We start from the raw sequence: 18,457 nt of genomic DNA, 5'->3' as shown, positions 1-18,457 counted from the left end.
ATGGCTGACAACGCCAAGGGCACCGCAGGCGCGGCGTCCACCCACGCTCTGAAGGTTCACCACCTGCGTCCGGCCCCCGGAGCCAAGACCGCCAAGACCCGTGTCGGTCGTGGTGAGGGTTCCAAGGGTAAGACCGCTGGTCGAGGTACCAAGGGCACCAAGGCCCGCTACCAGGTGCCGGCGCACTTCGAGGGTGGCTCCACCGCCATCCACATGCGCCTGCCCAAGCTGCGCGGCTTCAAGAACCCGTTCCGCACGACCTATCAGGTCGTCAACCTCGACAAGATCTCGGCGCTCTACCCCAGCGGTGGCGCCGTGACGGTCGAGGACCTGATCGCCAAGGGCGCTGTGCGCTCCGGCGAGCTGGTCAAGGTTCTCGGCACCGGGGAGATCACGGTCGCGGTGCAGGTCACCGCGGACGCCTTCTCCGCCTCCGCCAAAGACAAGATCGAGGCTGCCGGCGGCTCCGTCGCCACCGCCTGATCCATCGGACGCTTCCGCGTCGTATGCCGTGGGGCGAGTCCCGGGGACACCTCGGGAACTCGGCCCACGGCATACGCCGTTGAGGGGCCAGAGCTGCTGTATGGCGGATCTCATGCTCGACCGCGGGTGGCTGGAATCGGCGCCCACGGGGGCGCCGGGGTAGATTGCACCGGCGGGGCAGGGAGCGAGACCCGCGAACGACCATCCCGCGCGCCACGCCGCGGGAGGAGGGACACCACGTGCTTTCCGCATTTGCGCGCGCGTTCAGAACGCCGGACTTGCGCAAGAAGATCCTCTTCACCCTGGCGATCATCGCGATCTACCGCTTGGGCGCCCACGTTCCGACGCCCGGCATCAGCTATGCCGCCGTTCAGGAGTGCGTGGCCAACGCCCAAGCCAACACCGGCTTCCTCGGCCTGGCCAACCTCTTCAGTGGTGGTGCGCTGCTGACCCTGTCGGTCTTCGCGCTGGGCATCATGCCCTACATCACCGCCAGCATCATCGTGCAATTGCTGACCGTGGTCATCCCGCGCTTCGAGACCCTCAAGAAGGAGGGCCAGGCGGGTCAACAGAAGATGACGCAGTACACGCGCTATCTGACGATCGGGCTGGCGGTCCTGCAGAGTTCGACGCTGATCACCTTCGCGCAGAATCCCTCGCAGCTTTTCGGCAACCCCAGCTGCACCAACATCCTCGTTGATGACTCGATGATTACCATCCTCATCATGGTGCTGACCATGACGGCCGGCACCGGCATGGTCATGTGGCTCGGGGAGTTGCTGACCGATAAGGGCGTCGGCAATGGCATGTCGATCCTCATCTTCACCTCGATCGTCTCCAGCTTCCCGGGCGCCCTGTGGGGCATTCGCCGCACCAATGGCTGGATGACCTTCCTGATCGTCGTCCTGCTCGGACTGCTGATCATCGCGGCGGTTGTTTTTGTTGAGCAGAGCACCCGCCGCATCCCGGTGCAGTACGCCAAGCGGATGGTCGGCCGGCAGATGTATGGCGGCACCTCGACCTACATCCCGATCAAGGTCAACATGGCCAATGTCATCCCGGTCATCTTCGCCAGTTCGCTGCTGGCCCTGCCGGCCATGGTGGCGCAGTTCAACCAGAACCCGACGGGCCGCAGCCCGGGCTGGGTCGGCTTTATCCAGAACCACCTGGTCGACCCGGGCAAACCGGTTTACATGGTCGTCTACACGGTCCTGATCCTCTTCTTCACCTTCTTTTACGTCTCGATCACCTTCAACCCGGAGGAAGTCGCGGACAATATGAAGCGCTACGGCGGCTTCATCCCAGGAATCCGCGCCGGGAAACCCACGGCCGAATACCTTCAGTACGTCCTCACCCGGATCACTGTCCCCGGCGCCATCTACCTGGCGCTGATCTCCCTGATCCCGCTGATCGCCATCGCCTCGATCAATGCCGACATGAACTTCCCGTTCGGTGGCACCTCGATCATCATCATGGTCGGCGTGGGTCTCGAGACGGTCAAGCAGATTGAGGCGCAATTGCACCAGCGCCAGTACGAAGGGTTCCTCCGATAAGCATGATGCGCATGATCATCTTTGGTCCGCCGGGCGCCGGCAAGGGCACGCAAGCGGTGCTGATCGCCGAGCGATATGGCATCCCCGCCATCTCGACCGGCGACATCTTCCGGGCCAATATCCGCAATGAAACCCCGCTCGGCCTGCAGGTCAAGGAGATCCTTGCGTCGGGCGGGTACGTCAGTGACGAGATCACCAATGCGATCGTCGCCGACCGGCTCGCCGAGGACGACTGCTCCACCGGCTTCCTCCTGGACGGCTACCCTCGCACGGCCGACCAGGTCAGCGCCCTGGATGCCATGCTGGCTGGGCGCGGCAGCGAACTCGACGCCGTGCTGGAGCTGACGGTGGACGAGGACGAGGTCGTCGATCGCATCGTCAAGCGGGCCGCCGAAAGCGGCCGCGCCGATGACACCGCGGATGTCGCCCGCGAGCGGATCGCCATCTATCGCCGCGAGACCGAGCCGCTAGCCACGGTGTATGCCGATCGCGGCCTCCTCGTGCAGGTCGACGGCATGGGGGAGATCGGCGAGGTCACCGACCGAATCGGTGCCGCGCTCGACTCCCGTCAGCACTAAGCACGTCAATGATGTTCGGCCGCGAGCGACTCGAAACCAAGACGCTGGATCAGGTCCGCGCCATGCGCGCACCTGGCCTGGTCGTCGGCGAGTGCCTGCATATGCTGCGCGGCGCGACCCAGGCCGGGATGACCACCCTCGACCTGGACCGGCTCGCGGAGCAGTTCATCCGAGACCACGGCGGCCGGCCGAGCTTCGCGGAGGTGCCGGGCTATCGGCATACGCTCTGCACCTCGGTCAACGAGGAGATCGTGCACGGGATCCCGGGCTCGCGCGTGCTCAAGGACGGCGACCTGCTCTCCATCGACTGCGGCGCGATCGTTGACGGCTGGCATGGTGATGCGGCGATCTCGGTGATTGTCGGCGGCCGGGAGGCCGCGCGCCCCGAGGACCTCGACCTCATGGACGCGACCGAGGACTCCTTGTGGGCCGGCATCGCCGCCCTGAAGGTCGGGCGCGACCTCTTCGAGGTCGGGTCGGCCGTCGAGGCGTCAATTGAGCGGGCGGGAGAGCGGCTTGGCCGCACCTTCGGCATCGTCGAGGACTATGTCGGCCATGGCATCGGCCGCGAGATGCATATGTCGCCCAATGTCCCCAACTACGCCGTGCGCGGCCGGGGACCGACGATCCGCAACGCCTGCACCGTCGCCATCGAGCCGATGATCACCCTCGGCGATCAAGAGAACGAAGTCCTCACCGACCAGTGGACGGTCGTCACGTCCGACCGCTCGCGCGCCAGCCACTGGGAGCACACCGTGGCCTGTCACGACGGCGGCATCTGGGTGCTGACCGCGATCGACGGAGGCGCGCAGCGCCTCGCCTCCGCATACTCACCGCTGGCCTAGGGGCAGCCCCTCCCGCGCGCCGACTCTCGGTGCGTGGGTGCCGAACCGGTGCGTAGCTGAACGGCCCCGGTGCGCAGGCTGCGCCGCTGCGGTGCGTAAAGGCCGCGCTGGGCCTTGAGCAGGGTCGTAGCGGCCGCTTCGCTGGGGGGCATGACGACCACCACGGCACCCACGAGCAGCTACTCACCCGGCAGCGGCTACGCCCGCGATGTCGAATATGAGCGACTGGAGCGGCAGGCTGCGTTGAGCTTTCCGCGCGAGTTCGAGCTGATGATCGCGCACGGCCTGACCCGAACTGGCACGGTCATCGACCTCGGCAGCGGCAATGGTGCGGTCACGCGCCGGCTGCGCGAGGAGCTGCCCGATGCGACGGTCTACGGCAGCGATGTGGACGCCGAGCTGCTCGCGAGCGTCGAGCCGCCGACGCTGGCCATCGTCGATGGCACCATCCCTGTGCCCGATGGCAGCGTCGACGACATCGTCATGCGCTTCGTCGCCCAACACCTGCGCCCCGCCCTGCGCGCGGAAGTCTTCGCCGAGATCCGCCGAGTCCTGCGCCCCGGGGGTCGCCTGCACGTCATTGATGTCGATGACAGCGACGCCGGCCACAGCAGCGGGCGGGTGACCCGCGGCTTGGTTGAGCTGTTCAGTGAGTTGCGAGCGATCCAGTCGGCCGATGGGGGCGACCGGCAGGTCGTCAAGAAAATCCCGGCAGAGCTGGAACGCGCCGGTTTCATCGATGTCGACCCGGTGACCTCCGCGGTCACCACAAATGACCACCCCGTCGCCGCCTTTTCCGTCCACATGGGTCCGGACCGCTATGTGCCCTTGGTCGCCGCCGGCGTCCTGACGATCGAACAACTGGCTGTCGTCGGCTGGTCCTGGGAGAACTTCCGCCGCGACCCCGAAGCCTTCATCAGCATCAACATCCACACCGTCCACGCGGTCTCGCCGGGACCGGCCACCACCACCCACCACGGGAGCTGACATGAACCCCAACCTCAAGACCTTCTTGGCGATCTTCCTCTTCATCTGGGGTGTCGTCGGCGTAGTTCTCGCCGTCGTCAACCTGCAATCCGCGCCCGCCGCGACCAGCTCGGCCGTCGTCTTCGGCGCGCTCGGGATGCTCGGCTTCGTCGGCGGCTGGCTGCTGATGCGCCGTCCGTCCTACTGACACCACCCCAGCACTTTCCACCTCAAGAAAAAGGACAGAAAGCGTGAGCGTGCTTCGCTTCCGGGACAACTTCCGCGTCGAGGTCATCGACAACAAGTTGCTCTTCCTGCTCAATGACGAGCAGGCGATGATCGTCGAGAACCCCAACACCGCCAGGGTCGCCACCTTGATCGATGGCCAACGGACGACCGCGGACGTGATGTCGGCGCTCGCGGGCCAGATGGCGCCCGACCGCGTGTTCTTGGAGTTGGCCAAGCTGCAAAAGTCCGGGCATGTCGTCACGACACCGAGCGATGGCTCGCTCGCCGCGCAATATGTCGAAGGCTTCGGCCGGGCTAGCGACGGCTTCGCCACGCGGACCGCCCCTTTCGAGGTGGCCGTCTTGTCGCTCACGAGCGTCGATCTCTGCACGCCACTGACCTCCGCCCTGGCCAGCTATGCACCGCGCATTGCGGTGCGCAGCGTCGAGGGCGTCTTCGATGCCGTCGGCTCGGATCTGGTCGTCGTCGTCGTGGACGATTACCTCAGCAGCGCCCTGCGCGAGATCAACAAACACTTCAAGGGTGAAGGCCAGCCGTGGGTGCTGGTCAAGCCGGCGGGACGCGAGGTCTGGGTTGGCCCGCGCTTCATCCCCGGCGAGACCGGTTGCTGGGAGTCCGTGGAGGACCGCATCGCGGCCAACCGTCAGGTTGAGAGGTATGTCGCCGGCAAGACCGGGGCGGCCTTCCCACAGGTCAAGCCCGCCGGCCTGGCCCCCGGCGCCACGGGCATCGCCGCCGGTGTCATCGCGAATGAGATTTTGGCCCTAGCCGCCGGGCTGGCCGGCGAGCTCGCCGGCGCCATGCGCTCGCTGGATGTCAAGACCTACGAGACGCGCAGCCACACCCTGATCGACCAGCCGCAGTTCTCGGTCGAGGACCCGGCGAGCCTGCGGCGCACCAGCGAGGTCACGCTGACCGAGACCCCGGCTCAGCACCTCGAGGACGGGGGCTATCGCGTCTGCACCCCGCGCGAGACGTACGACCGGCTGGAGCGCCATATCAGCCACATCCTCGGCGCGGTCTCTCGTCTGACGCCGCTGGATGCGGACGAGGAAGGCATCACGTACTCCTTCGCCGCCGGACACAACTTCGGGATGATGGGCGACAACATGGACCTGCTGCGCAGCAATATGCGCGGGCAGTCCGGCGGCAAGGGCCGCACCGAGATCCAGGCCAAGGTGTCGGGCATCTGCGAAGCGCTCGAGCGCTATTCGGGCGTGTGGACCCCGGACATCCCGGAGGCCTTTTCGACGTGGAATGCCCTCGAGGGCCGCAAACTGCACCCCGGCGACTACCTCCGCTTCTCCGACGAGCAGTACGCCATCCGCGAGAGCTGGAACGCCGATCCCCGCAACCGGCTGCAGAAGATTCCGCACCGCTTCGATCACGACAAGCCCATCCACTTCACGGCCGGCCGCTCGCTGACCACAGGCGAGGAGGTGATGATCCCCTCCGCCATGATCTGGTTCGGGCATCCGGACCTGAAGGACATGAGCCACCTGTTCACGATGACCGACTCCAATGGTGGGGCCGCCGGCAACACGATGGACGAAGCGGTCCTGCAGGGCCTGTGCGAGGTCTACGAACGCGACGCCGTCGCCTTGTGGTGGTTCAACCGGATCGCCCGCCCCGGCATCGATCTGGATTCGGTCAAGGATCCGTATGTCGATCAGATGCGCGAGTTCTATGCCTCGATGGATCGCAACATCTGGGTTATCGACCTGTCCAACGACCTCGGCATCTCCACCTTCGCGGCCTTCTCGCGCCGCGACCACGAGGTCGAGGACATCATGGTCGGCTTCGGGGCACACCCCGATCCGCATATCGCCTTCTTCCGGGCCCTGACCGAGCTCAACCAGTTCCTGCCCTTCGTGCGCAAGCGGGATGCGGAAGGCAACACGATCTACCAGGTCGATGACGCCGCGACCTTGGAGTGGTGCAAGACCCGCACCTGCGCCTCCGAGCCGTGGATCCTCCCCGACCCGGCCGTTCCCCTGCGCACCCTGGAGGAGCTGGAGCGGGAGATCCCCACGACCCTGGGCGGCATTGTGCAGTACTGCGTCGATGACTTGGCGGCAGCCGGGATGGAGACGATCGTCGTCAACCAAACCCGCCCCGACATCGACCTCGCGGTGGCCAAGGTCTTCGTCCCCGGCATGCGGCACTTCTGGCGCCGCACCGGCCCCGGCCGCATCTACGACATTCCGGTCCAGCTCGGCTGGCGCGAGGCGCCGATCGCCGAAGCGGATGTCAACCCCATCGGTGTCTTCTTCTAAGGAGCCGGCAGTGTCTTCGACCCTTCAGGCTCGGCCCGTGACCACGGTCCTGGCCGTGCGTCCCACGATCTCGCTGTCCCCGCATCCGGAGGGCATCACCGTCACGGGGGTGGGCTGGGAACAGCTCGTCGCCGTCTCGTCACCGGGAGTACGCGATGCGGTCCTGTCGGTGCGGGAGTCGCCGATGCCGTCCTCGGAGATTCTACGGAGGGCCCTGGAGGCGAGCGGGGATCTGAGCGCCGCGGTGCTTGTCCAGTCGGTGGTCAAGCGACTGTCCGTGCTCGGAGTCTTCGAGCATGTGCTTTTCGAGCCGGGCAATGGCGCCGTAGCCCGCCTGATGACGGCGGGAGCCATGCCGGTCGGCCTGTCGGCCTTGCCGCCGGATGCGCGTCTGCGCGTCCTGAGCCCGATGGCGGTGGCGACCGTGCGCGCGGGAGAGGTTGTGGTGGAGTCGGGGGTTTCGCACCTGCAGGTGGCGCTGCGGCCGGACCTGTTCGCGCTCGTCGTGGCGGGAGATCTGGACGCGCTGCCCGATCCGGTGCTCGCGATGCTCTGCACGGCCCGGCTGCTGGTGACCCCGGAAGAGACCGCTTCGCGGCGCTTCCGGCAGTGGGATGCGACCGACTTGTGGTTCCACCGCAAGGCCAATGAGTCCCGTGGGGCGGACGGCTATGGCGGGACTTACCATCTCGCCGACGACTTCAAGCCGGTGCCGTATGCCCGGCCGGTCCCGCCCGGCGGCAGCCTCGCCTTGCCGGTCCCCGATCTCGCCCAGGCTCGCGCCGCTGACCCGCCGCTGGCCGAGGTGATGGAACGGCGACGCTCCCACCGCCGCTTCCTCGCCGGCCGCACGAGCCAGGAACAGCTCGGCGCCCTGCTCTATCGCGCGCTGCGCGCCCGGCAGATCCATCCCGACGATCGCGGGCTCGATGTCGTGGATCGGCCATACCCCAGCGGCGGGTCAGTGCACGAAATCGAGACCTATGTCGTGGTCAATGACGTAACGGGCATCGAGGCCGGCATCTACCGCTACGCACCGGATCGCCACGCCCTCGATGTGCTACAGCAGAACGACGCCATCCGCGCCCGCGTCAACGCCGACGTCATGATCACGACGCGCGGCGAGCAACCACCGCCGGTCGTCCTGCTCTTCGGGGCCCGTTTCGACCGCCTGATGTGGAAATACCAGGGCATGCCCTATGCCCTGCTCACCAAGCATGTTGGCGTTGTCTATCAGACGATTTATGTCAATGCGGAGGCCGAGGGGCTCGGCGTCTGCGGCATCGGCGGAACCTCCGCCTCCCTCTTTGCGCAAGCCACCGGTGAGCATCCGATGGACGAGGGCGCTGTGGGCATGATGGTCCTCGGCGTGCCCGACCCGAGCGAGCGCGACGCCTGGGGCCGGCCATGAAGTTCCGCTTCAAGGCTCTGGAGCGCCAGCGCCAACCCGACCAACTCGACTCGCCCCTGCTGCTGGCCAGCCCGCGGGGTTGGGTCGCCGTCTTCACGGTCCTGATCACCACCGTGATGATCGGCCTATGGGGCTTCCTTGGCTCGATCCCGCGGTATGCCGACGCCAGCGGGCTGCTGACCTTCGCCGGGGGGATCGTCACGGTCGAGTCCGATGTGGCCGGCGCGCTCGTCGACCTACCGGTCACGATGGGCCAGCAGATTCACCAGGGCCAGCAGCTCGGGACGGTGCGCGGTCGCGGCGGTGAGGACAACCGCATCATCTCTCCGGCCTCCGGTCGGGTCGTCTCAGTCGCCTCGGCCTTGGGCAATTACGTCGCCCCCGGAGAACCGCTGGTCCAGCTCGAACGCGTCGGCGTCGATGACCTCGAGATGGGTGCGACCTTGATCGTCAGCGGCGACATGGTGCCCTACGTTCACCCGAGCCAGGAGGTCACCTTGGCCGTTCCGGGCGTGAACCCTCGTGCCTTCGGACGGCTTAAGGGTGTCGTCGAAAGCGTCTCCGAATATCCCGTCAGCGCGCAACAACTCGCGACTGTCACCGGTCAGAGCAGCCCGGCTGGGGAACCGGTGGGCGAGAACCGTCACCTGGTCACGATCCGGCTGTTGCCGGACAGCACGACGGTTTCGGGCTATCAGTGGACCAGCGTCTCCGGGCCTCCGGTGCGCCTGCAATCCCGCACCCCCGTCTCCGGTGCCCTCTCGCTCGGCGGGATCAAGCCGGTCTCCATCCTGCTGGGGGTATGACGCATGCGCACCCCAACCCGCGCCGCCCCGCCGCGTGTCGAGGTCGAGTGCAAAGGCCTCGCGCCCCGGCGGGCCAAGATTCGCCGCACCCCAACGGTGATCCAGATGGAGGCCGTCGAATGCGGGGCGGCCTCGCTGTCGATTCTGCTCTCGCACTACGGCCGCTTCGTCCCGCTGGAAGAGCTGCGGGTGGTGTGCGGGATCTCGCGCGACGGCTCGACAGCCAAGAACGTCATGGACGCGGCACACCAATATGGCCTGGTGGGCAAGGGCCGACGAATGGAGCTGCCGCCGCTTCTCGAAATGGACCATCCGGTCATCGTCTTTTGGGCCTTCCAACACTTCATGGTCGTCAACGGCTTCGAGCGCCGCCGTGGCCAGACCGTGGTCTTGATCAACGACCCCGCGTCCGGACCTCGCCGGATGCCGCTCAGCGAATTCGATCAGGGCTTCACCGGGATCGTCTTGGACCTGGTGCCGGGGGAGGACTTCGAGGTTGGAGGCGCGCCGCCGAAGATCTCCGAGATGCTGCTGGAGCGCACCTCCCGCAATGGGCGGGGCTTGGCCTTGGCCTTGCTGGCGAGCGTCGTGCTGGTCATTCCCGGCATCGTCTCGCCGATCTTCACGCAGTACTACGTCGACTCGATCTATGGCACCCCGGGCGCGCTCGCTGTCGTGCCGCTGCTCATCGGCTTGGCGGTCTGTGCCGCCGGCGTCTTCATCCTCACCAAGGTGCAAACGCATTACCTGCGGCTGGTCGAGGGGCGAAGTTCGCTGGTTTCCAGCGGACGCTTTCTGTATCGGCTGCTGCGTCTGCCAATGGGCTTCTACTTGCAGCGACGTCCGGCCGAACTCGGCCGTCGCCTCAACAGCAACCGTCAGGTGGCCCAGACGGTCACGCGCGATCTGGTGGTCACCTGCGTCAATCTGCTGCTGATCGTTGTCTATGGCGCAGCCCTGCTCGCGCAGGACCTCATCCTTGGCGCACTGGCCATCGGCGTCGCCCTGATCAACCTGGCCGTGCTGCGGGCCGTGATGCGCCGCCGCATCGACAATGCCACCGCCTTGGAGGCCGAAGAGGGCCGGTTGGCGGTCGCCACCTTGCATACGATCTCGGCGATCGAAACCGTGAAATCGTCGGGGACCGAGCATGCTTCGTTCTCCCGGTGGTCCGGCTCCCTGGCCAAGGCGATGACCGAGTCACAACGCCTCGGCCAGCCGACCGCCTTGATGACCGTCGTGCCGCCCATGCTCGCGACCATCAACTCCGGCCTGGTCATGCTCGTCGGCGGCCTGCGGGTGACCGATGGGGCCATCACCGTCGGAGTCCTCTTCGCCTTCCAGGCGCTGCTCGCGACCTTCACCCGGCCGCTGACGCAGTTGACCAATCAGGCGGGCACCTTGCAGGAGATGACCGCGCAATTGCACCGGCTGCGCGATGCGGAGAAGTACGCGCTGGACCCGGCCTTCCGGGCCGAGCCACACGAGGGTGACGGGCGTCTGCTCTCCGGTGCCTTGGAGTTTCGAGACGTGGAGTTCACCTTCGGACCGCTTCTCGCGCCCCTGGTGCGAAACCTCGACCTGGCGATGGAGCCGGGTATGCGGGTGGCTTTGGTGGGTGCCTCCGGGTCCGGCAAGAGCACGATCGCCAAGCTCGCGGCAGGCCTATTGGAGCCAAGTGCCGGCGAGATCCTCTTCGACGGCCGCGCCCGTCACGACTGGAGCCGGCAGTCGATGGCCCGCTCGGTCGCCTATGTCGACCAGACGACGACGCTTTTCGATGGCACGGTCCGCGAGAATATCTGCTTCTGGGACAATGAAGTTCGCGATGATTCGGTGCTTCGCGCCCTGCGCGATGCCGAGATCTTCGATGCTATTTCCCGGCGCGCCGGCGGGGTCAATGCGACCGTCGCCGAGGGTGGCAGCAACTTCTCCGGCGGCCAGCGGCAGCGACTGGAATTGGCACGCGCGTTGGTGTCCGACCCCACCCTCGTCGTCCTCGACGAAGCGACCAGCGCCCTGGACACCGCCACCGAACGCCGGGTGATGGACAACCTGCGCCGGCGCGGGTGTGCCTTGATGATCATCGCGCACCGCCTCTCCACCGTCCGCGATGCCGACGTGATCATGGTCATCGAGGACGGGAGCGTCGTGGAGCAGGGCCGGCACGAGGAACTGATGGCCCGAGGCGGTCTGTATTGCGAGTTGGTGGACAGCGAAGCCGGCGCGGCCAGGACGGAGCAGAACTGATGTCGACGGAGGATTTCGTCACCGATCGGGCCGACACGGTCAGTTTCCCCCTGCCCACCCAACTGGTGCCGTGGGACGAACGCGATATGTACGTCATCCATACGGCCGAGGATGTGCTTTTCGTCGAGTCCGGTGCGGTGGATCTTTTCGCGGTGCTCGTCAAGGACGGACGGCCGAGCGGACCATGGCATGCCCTAGCGCGATTGACCGCCGGGGACATCGCGGTGGGTCCGGTCTTCGGCCCCCGCCACCGAATCCTGTGCCGCCGCGTCGGCCACGGCAGTATGCGCTCGCTGAACCTCTCCAGCCTGCGCCAGTCGGTTGCCGCCCTGGAGAAGTCCGGAGAGGGTGACGACATCGCGCGCATCCTCGCCGAGGGCATCGATGCGACGCTGCGCAAGATCGATCGCAGTCTGGCCCGGCCATTGGCCCCGCGAGACTTCGCCGTGCTCCCGGCGGATGCGTCGTGCGAGTTCGGGCGCGGCGATGTCTTGCGGCCGATCGATGCCTTGTTGTGGGTCGAGGTCGTGAATGGCCAGGTTTATCAGGGCCACGAGCGGGCGCCCTTTCACACCGGTGAGAACCTCTGCTTGACCCGGCAAGACTGGCTGACCCTAGACATGGCCACGGTGCTGCGCACCCGGCATACCGAAGCCCTCGTGCGCACAGACGAGATTTGGCACCGGCTTGTGGGGCATTGGTCCCGATTCCTCTTTCAGGTCGACCGGACCGTCGAACGCGAGGCCACCATCGCTGAGGCGGCGGTGCGCGTCGCCGCAGAGCGCGACCGGAATGCGCCCGTGCAGGTGCGTCAGGAAAACGATGCCCTACTCGTCGAGGGGACGTCCGCGCCAGCCATCGTCGCCTCCAGCGGGGTCACGGCCGGTCTGGTGGATGTGATCGTGCGCGTGCTCGCCGCGCAGTCCGAGGACACCGAGATCCCCACCCATATCGCCCACGCCCGAGATATCGGTGACTATGACGCGCTGGGGTCCAGCGGGTGGGTGCGGACCCGCGCTGTCCGGCTCGAAGGTCGCTGGTGGACCACCGATATGGGGCCGGTCGCCGGCTTCTGGGGGCCAGATCACCTGCCCGTCGCGTTCTTGTTCAAGGAGGGCGGCTATGTCGCCTTCGGTCGCTGGCTCGACCGGCCGGTGCGGGTGACCGGTGACAACCAATTCAGCGCGGGCCGCCATGTGTGGGCGGTCTATCCGCGGCTCCCGGCAGATGTGCGGACCGTTCGGGGGCTGATCCGCTATGGCTTTCGTGGCCTGCGCTCGGAATTGTGGCTTTTCGGAGCCATGGCGGCCCTGATCGGCGTGATCGGCCTGCTAACCCCGATCCTCAATGGCAAGATCCTCGGGGAGTTCGTCGCCTCGGCGAATCGCCCGATGATCATTCAAGGCGGCATCGCGGTCATCGCCAGCGCTCTGGTCGCCGCGGCCTTCTCGATCGTGCAGAACCTCGCCGTCCTCCGTCTGCAGGGTGCCCTGATCGCCAAGACGCAGGTGGGAGTATGGAGTCGCCTCCTCGATCTGCCGGTCACCTTCTTCCAGCGCTACTCCACCGGCCGTCTGGGCACCATCGTCTTGAGCATGAAAGCCGCGCAGGAGGTCCTCTCCGGTGTCGTCGTCGCTGCCACGCTGGGCCTGGTCGTCGTCATTGCGAACCTCGCCGTGGTCTTCTTCTTCAGCGTCCGTCTGGCTCTCGTCGGTTTGGCGCTCGCCGCCATCGCTGGGGTGGTGTGCTTGATCGTCGGACGCCGCGTGATGCACCTCGAGCGCGAGCGCTATGACGCGGAACAGAAACTGACCGGGCAGAGCTTTGAGGTGCTCTCCGCGATGACGAAGATCCGGGCGAGTGCTGCCGAGGAACGGGCGTTCTTGCGCTGGTCGGATCAGCAGCGGGTCGTGCAGTCCTATGTCCTGGCCAGCCGCCGTGCTCAGGATCAGATCACGATCTTCAATGGCCTGTATCCACTCGTGGCCCTTGCCATCGTGTTCACCGTCGCGAACCTGATGAACCCGGCCCTGCCGCTGCCGGCCCTGCTGTCCTTCCTCACGGCGTTCACCTTGATGATCAACGCGCTCCTGCAATTCACCGGAAGCGTCCTGACGGCGGGCGCCATCGTGCCGATGGTCGAGTCGCTGGCGCCCATCCTTGGCGCCGAGCCCGAGGCGGGAGTCGGCAAGGCGCATCCCGGGGAACTCTCCGGCAGCATCACCTTGCGCGGCATATCCTTCCGCTACGGCGAGGACGGGCCGCTGGTTCTCGATGACGTCTCCCTCGACATCAATGCGGGCGAGTTTGTGGCCATCGTTGGCCCCTCGGGTAGCGGGAAGTCGACGATCATCCGGCTGATGCTTGGCTTCAGCCGCCCGCACCAGGGCGCTGTCTTGTATGACGGGCAGGACCTCGGTGAACTCGATCTGCCGTCCGTGCGCGCCCAATGTGGTGTCGTGCTGCAAGCCGGCAATCTGATGCCCGGCGATATTCGGGACAATATTTCCGGCGGTGGCCGTTTCACCGAGGACGAGATCTGGGAAGCCGCCGACATGGCAGGTCTGACTCCCGTCATCAAGTCCATGCCGATGGGCCTCGCGACCGTGGTCAACGAGGCCGCCGCCGGCCTGTCCGGCGGGCAGATCCAACGGCTGATGATTGCCCGCGCTCTGGTGCATCGCCCACGGTTTGTCATTTTCGATGAGGCGACCAGCGCCCTCGACAATCCGACGCAGCGCATTGTCGCCGAGGCGACGCGCCAGCTGAACGCGACGCGGGTGGTCGTCGCCCACCGCCTCTCGACGGTGCGCGATGCGGACCGGATCGTGGTCATGGACAAGGGCAGCATTGTGCAGGTCGGCAGCTATGACGCCCTGATGGCTCAACCGGATGGCCTCTTCGCGCAGCTGGCGCGCCGTCAAGAAGCCGACTGACGAGCGGTCCGGCAGGTCGGCATACGCAGGGCACTACGCATGCCTGCGTATGCCCGGGGTGGGGGCGGACCCGATGCCGTACCTCCTAGGCGCCGGATCGGCCTGCTGGCCTGGCCTTGGTCGGGCGCGTGGGGACAACGATTGAGGTGTTCCGCTTTCGGCACGTAGCCGAAATCCGCGCGAATAGGCCCCTATCCATCCCTGCCTCAGGAGACATCGCCATGCCCCTTTCCGCCGCCGCCCGCGAGGCATTCATCGATGCCTACACCAAAGCTCTGCTCGCCACCTGGTCCAGCGATGAGTATGCCGCCCGACTCGAGTCCGACCCCCGCGGCGCCTTGGCGGAAGTGGGCCTGATCCTGCCGTCGGACGCGACGATCGAGGTCACCCGAGATGGCGCCGGCGTCGACGCGGGCCTGCCGGATGCGCGCCTTGACCGCCAAGTGGCGCTCTACGAAACCGGTCTCGACGACGGTCACTTCGCCTTCCACATCCCGGCGACCCCGCAGATCGATACCTCGGCTCTCGACGCCGACGATTTGGCCGGCATCTCCGGCGGCATGTACTGCTGCTGTTGCCCCTGCTGCTGCTGCGGCTGAGCGGCCCGTGGGCGCCGAAGACACTTTTGCGCCCATTGCCAGAACGTGGACATGCGCAACGGAAAATTTCCGTTGCGCATGTCCACGTTCTCTCCCACAGCACGGCATACGCATGACTGCGCACTGGCTGCGCATGGCCCGCCGGGGCGCGGTGACGGCACCGCATCGGCTACGCGCCGAGGCACCTTCCCGACCGTAGCGCGCGTGCCACACGATCGAGATGTCCACCTCAAGGACACCCAGGCCGGCCGATCGGGCCGACCGTCGATCACCGAAAGCAGGAGAAGAGACCATGGCTCTCAACGAGGCCCAGAAGAACGAGTTCGTCGACGCCTACACCAAGGCGCTGCTGTCCAGCTGGTCGGACGATGAGTATGCCGCCCGCCTGGAGTCCGACCCGCGCGCCGCCCTGGCCGAGGTCGGCCTGGAGTTGCCCGCGGACGCCAAGATCGAGATCACCCGCGGGATCGCCAGCCCGGATGCCGGCCCGCAGGAGGGTCGTCTCGACAAGCAGGTTGCCCTCTACGAAGCCGGCCTCGAGAGCGGCACCTTCGAGTTCCACATCCCGGCCACCCCGCAGATCGACACCTCCGAGCTCGACATGGACGAGCTGGCCGAGGTCGCCGGTGGCGGCATCTACTGCTGCTGCTGCCCCTGCTGCTGCTGCGGCTGATCGGGCGAGCGGCCTAGGACCACCGTCATGAGCCTGACTCTCACCGAACGACGACGCTTCGTCGACGCCTATTCCACCCTCCTGCTCAGCAGCTGGGGCGACGAAGGCTTCGCGCGACGCCTGCACCACGATCCGGTATCGGCCGCCCAGGAGGCGGGGATGAGCATCCCCGCCGGGGTAACCGTCACGATCGTGCGGCATACCGCCGATCAGATCGGGGCCGGCGATGCCGCGTCCTCCGATCTTGAGGCGCAGGTCGGGCTGTATGAGGAGGGCTTGCGCACCGGAGACGTGGTCCTGCACGTGCCCGAGACGCCCGTTCTCGACACGGCCGAACTGAGCCTCGATGAGCTTGGAGCGGTTGCCGCAGGCGCGACCTATTGCTGCTGCTGCTGCCCTGCCTGCAGCAGTTGCACCGTGTGACCGGAAGCCATTCCGGCGCAATCCGATTGACCGTTTTAGAAACCAGGAGCTAGCCCATGTCGACGCACGATTTCCGTGACCAATACCTCCAGTTCCTCATCAAGGACTGGACCGACGACACCTTCTCTCGCCAGATCGATGCCGACCCCAAGTCCGCGCTGGCCGAGGTGGGCGTTCACATCCCCGACAACGTGAGCGTGCAGATCGTGCGCCACGTCGCCGGCGAGGTGAACCCCTATGAGGGTGACAGCAATGAGGCGGCCCTCGATGTCCAGGCCGCACTCTTCGCGCAGGGTCTGCAGACCGGCAAGGTGCAGATCCACCTGCCGGCCGCACCGGCCGCGGACAGCGAGGAACTCTCCGAGGCAGACCTGACCGAGGTGGCCGCCGGCGAGGTTCCCTGCTGCTGCTGCTGCTGCTGACCAGCGCGCATCTGCCACGACGGTCCCGGGGAGATCCCCCGGGACCGTTGTCGCGTCCACCCCTTTACGTATGCACGGGAGCGCCCTTGCGTAGCCCTTTGGGGCTGTCAGGTCGGGCCTGGCCATCAAGACTGGACGTGACGGAAGCTCATCAGGAGGCACTATGACCACCCTCACCGAGGACGACCTGCACATCAGTGTCAGCGGCTTGCGCAAGATGTATGGCGACTTCCCGGCCGTCGAATCGGTCGACATGCAGGTCCGCAAGGGCGAGGTCTTCGCGCTGCTGGGGCCCAATGGCGCCGGCAAGACAACGACAGTCGAGATCCTCGTCGGTGTGCGTGACCGGACGGCGGGCGAGGTCTCGGTCTTGGGACAGGATCCGCGAGCTGATCGACGCGCCTGGCGCAACCGGCTCGGGGTCGTCCCCCAAAACACCGGGGACTATATGGACCTGACGGTGGGGGAGGTCGTCGATCACTTCGCGTCCTTCTATTCCGATCCCATCCCCAGCGCCGAACTGATTTCCATGGTCGGCCTGACCAGCAAGACCAAGTCCAAGACCACCTCCTTGTCCGGGGGGCAAAAGCGCCGCCTCGATGTCGCCGTTGGGGTCGTTGGGCGCCCCGAGTTGGTCTTCCTCGACGAGCCGACCACGGGCCTCGATCCCGAAGCCCGCCGGGAGGCCTGGGATCTGGTCAACTACTTCCGCGAACTCGGCGCTACCACGGTGCTGACCACGCACTATCTCGATGAAGCCGAGGCGCTGGCCGACCGCGCCGGCATCATCGCGGCCGGCAAGATGCTCACGGTCGGGACCATTGAGGAGCTTGGCCGCAGCGCCGGGGCCGCCACCTTGATCACCTTTGCCGATCTGCCCGATGTCGCGCAGATCATCCCCGCAACGCTGGGCACGGTCGAGGCGGCGGGCCGCGAGGACCACCGCTTCAGCACCTCGATCGCCACCGACGCCCCGACCGAGGTCTTGAGCCGCCTGATCGAGCACGCCCGATCGCTCGGGATGGCGGAGATTCCGGGGCTCTCCGTGAGCCGGCCGACGCTCGAAGACACCTACCTGCGCCTGATCCAACGTGAGGATGCCAAGCGATGACGACCACTGCACCCGCCCCGCACGTCACCGCCCCCGAGAGCCGGGCTCGAGCCGCCACGACGCGCACCGACCGGCCGCTGCCGGGGCTGTTCCGGGCGTCATATGTCCGCTCGGTCGCCGAATTGCGCGGCTTCTTCCGCAACATCCAATCGGTCGTCTTCACCCTCGCCTTGCCGGTGATCCTCCTGGTGATCTTCGGGTCGATCTTCAGCGGCACCATCGAGGGCACGAATACCGACTTCAAGCAGTACTTCGTGGCGGGGATCATCGCGGCAGGCGTCATGAGCACCGCCTTCACCGGGCTGGCCATCAATGTCACCCTCGAACGCGAACTCGGCCTGATCCGCCGACTCGCCAGCTCGCCGATGCCCAAGGGCGCCTACTTCGTCGGCAAGGTCGTGCTCGTCGCCGTCACCTGTCTGCTGGAGACGATCCTGCTCGTGGCCATCGGCACCGCCTTCTTCGGCCTAGACCTGCCGGTGGACGCTGGGCACTGGATCGCCTTCGGCTGGATCCTCGTGCTCGGCACGGCCGCGATGGCGCTCAGCGGGCTGGCATACACCGCCCTCATCCCGTCCGCGGCGACGGCGCCGGCCATCGTCACCCCGCCCTTCTTGGTGCTGCAGTTCATTTCCGGCGTCTTCTTCCCCTTCAACCAACTGCCGGACTGGATGCAGACGGTGGCGGGCTTCTTCCCGCTGAAGTGGTTGACCCAAGGCTTCCGTTATGTCTTCTTGCCCGTGGACTTCCAGGTCGTCGAGGCCGGCGGCGTCTGGAACCTGCCCGCCATCGCCTTGATGCTCGCCCTCTGGATCTTCCTGGCCGGATTCCTGACCCTGGTCACCTTCAAGTGGCATGGTCCCAAGGTGAAGTGAC

The 18,457-nt window shown here is 66.5% G+C and carries 17 protein-coding genes; all 17 read left to right on the top strand.

Annotation, left to right across the window (positions count from 1 at the left end; genetic code table 11):
* Positions 1–483: a 50S ribosomal protein L15 gene (gene rplO / locus ABD225_RS16860; protein ID WP_344088340.1), complete on the top strand. Its 483-nt coding sequence runs from the start codon at positions 1–3 to the stop codon at positions 481–483.
* Positions 484–722: 239 nt separating this feature from the next.
* Positions 723–2,036: a preprotein translocase subunit SecY gene (gene secY / locus ABD225_RS16855; protein WP_344088257.1), complete on the top strand. Its 1,314-nt coding sequence runs from the start codon at positions 723–725 to the stop codon at positions 2,034–2,036.
* A 5-nt stretch (positions 2,037–2,041) separates the two neighbouring features.
* Positions 2,042–2,614, top strand: a complete 573-nt coding sequence (locus tag ABD225_RS16850) for an adenylate kinase (RefSeq protein WP_344088337.1) — start codon at positions 2,042–2,044, stop codon at positions 2,612–2,614.
* Between the two features lie 11 nt (positions 2,615–2,625).
* The gene (gene map, locus ABD225_RS16845; RefSeq protein WP_344088254.1) at positions 2,626–3,459 is read left to right on the top strand and encodes a type I methionyl aminopeptidase; all 834 of its coding nucleotides are present in this window, start codon (positions 2,626–2,628) and stop codon (positions 3,457–3,459) included.
* Between the two features lie 150 nt (positions 3,460–3,609).
* Positions 3,610–4,446 (top strand): class I SAM-dependent methyltransferase, encoded by an 837-nt coding sequence (locus ABD225_RS16840; protein WP_344088251.1) that lies wholly within the window; start codon positions 3,610–3,612, stop codon positions 4,444–4,446.
* 1 nt (position 4,447) lies between these two features.
* Positions 4,448–4,633, top strand: a complete 186-nt coding sequence (locus ABD225_RS16835; protein ID WP_344088248.1) for a hypothetical protein — start codon at positions 4,448–4,450, stop codon at positions 4,631–4,633.
* A 43-nt stretch (positions 4,634–4,676) separates the two neighbouring features.
* Positions 4,677–6,950 (top strand): TOMM precursor leader peptide-binding protein, encoded by a 2,274-nt coding sequence (locus tag ABD225_RS16830; protein WP_344088245.1) that lies wholly within the window; start codon positions 4,677–4,679, stop codon positions 6,948–6,950.
* A gap of 37 nt (positions 6,951–6,987) precedes the next feature.
* Positions 6,988–8,361, top strand: a complete 1,374-nt coding sequence (locus ABD225_RS16825) for a SagB family peptide dehydrogenase (RefSeq protein ID WP_344088242.1) — start codon at positions 6,988–6,990, stop codon at positions 8,359–8,361.
* The gene (locus ABD225_RS16820) at positions 8,358–9,167 is read left to right on the top strand and encodes an HlyD family efflux transporter periplasmic adaptor subunit (protein WP_344088239.1); all 810 of its coding nucleotides are present in this window, start codon (positions 8,358–8,360) and stop codon (positions 9,165–9,167) included. Before ABD225_RS16825 ends, ABD225_RS16820 begins: the two co-directional genes overlap by 4 nt.
* A gap of 3 nt (positions 9,168–9,170) precedes the next feature.
* Positions 9,171–11,417, top strand: coding sequence for an NHLP family bacteriocin export ABC transporter peptidase/permease/ATPase subunit (locus tag ABD225_RS16815; RefSeq protein ID WP_344088236.1), 2,247 nt, complete (start codon positions 9,171–9,173; stop codon positions 11,415–11,417).
* Positions 11,417–14,353, top strand: coding sequence for an ATP-binding cassette domain-containing protein (locus tag ABD225_RS16810; RefSeq protein ID WP_344088233.1), 2,937 nt, complete (start codon positions 11,417–11,419; stop codon positions 14,351–14,353). Before ABD225_RS16815 ends, ABD225_RS16810 begins: the two co-directional genes overlap by 1 nt.
* 221 nt (positions 14,354–14,574) lie before the next feature.
* Positions 14,575–14,952, top strand: a complete 378-nt coding sequence (locus tag ABD225_RS16805; protein WP_344088230.1) for a hypothetical protein — start codon at positions 14,575–14,577, stop codon at positions 14,950–14,952.
* A gap of 292 nt (positions 14,953–15,244) precedes the next feature.
* Positions 15,245–15,625, top strand: coding sequence for a hypothetical protein (locus tag ABD225_RS16800; protein WP_344088227.1), 381 nt, complete (start codon positions 15,245–15,247; stop codon positions 15,623–15,625).
* A gap of 27 nt (positions 15,626–15,652) precedes the next feature.
* On the top strand, positions 15,653–16,048 hold the full coding sequence (locus ABD225_RS16795; protein WP_344088225.1) for a hypothetical protein: 396 nt from the start codon (positions 15,653–15,655) through the stop codon (positions 16,046–16,048).
* Positions 16,049–16,104: 56 nt separating this feature from the next.
* Positions 16,105–16,470 (top strand): hypothetical protein, encoded by a 366-nt coding sequence (locus ABD225_RS16790; protein ID WP_344088222.1) that lies wholly within the window; start codon positions 16,105–16,107, stop codon positions 16,468–16,470.
* A 163-nt stretch (positions 16,471–16,633) separates the two neighbouring features.
* Positions 16,634–17,581 (top strand): ABC transporter ATP-binding protein, encoded by a 948-nt coding sequence (locus tag ABD225_RS16785; RefSeq protein ID WP_344088219.1) that lies wholly within the window; start codon positions 16,634–16,636, stop codon positions 17,579–17,581.
* A complete protein-coding gene (locus tag ABD225_RS16780) occupies positions 17,578–18,456 on the top strand; it encodes an ABC transporter permease (protein WP_344088216.1) in 879 nt (292 codons plus the stop codon). The genes ABD225_RS16785 and ABD225_RS16780 overlap by 4 nt, the downstream gene beginning before the upstream one ends.
* Position 18,457: the final 1 nt, after the last annotated feature.

Source organism: Nostocoides veronense (assembly GCF_039531185.1).
GTDB classification, from domain to species: domain Bacteria; phylum Actinomycetota; class Actinomycetes; order Actinomycetales; family Dermatophilaceae; genus Nostocoides_A; species Nostocoides_A veronense.
The sequence above is the reverse complement of the archived record's forward strand: the minus strand, read 5'-3'. Positions and strand labels throughout refer to the sequence as shown.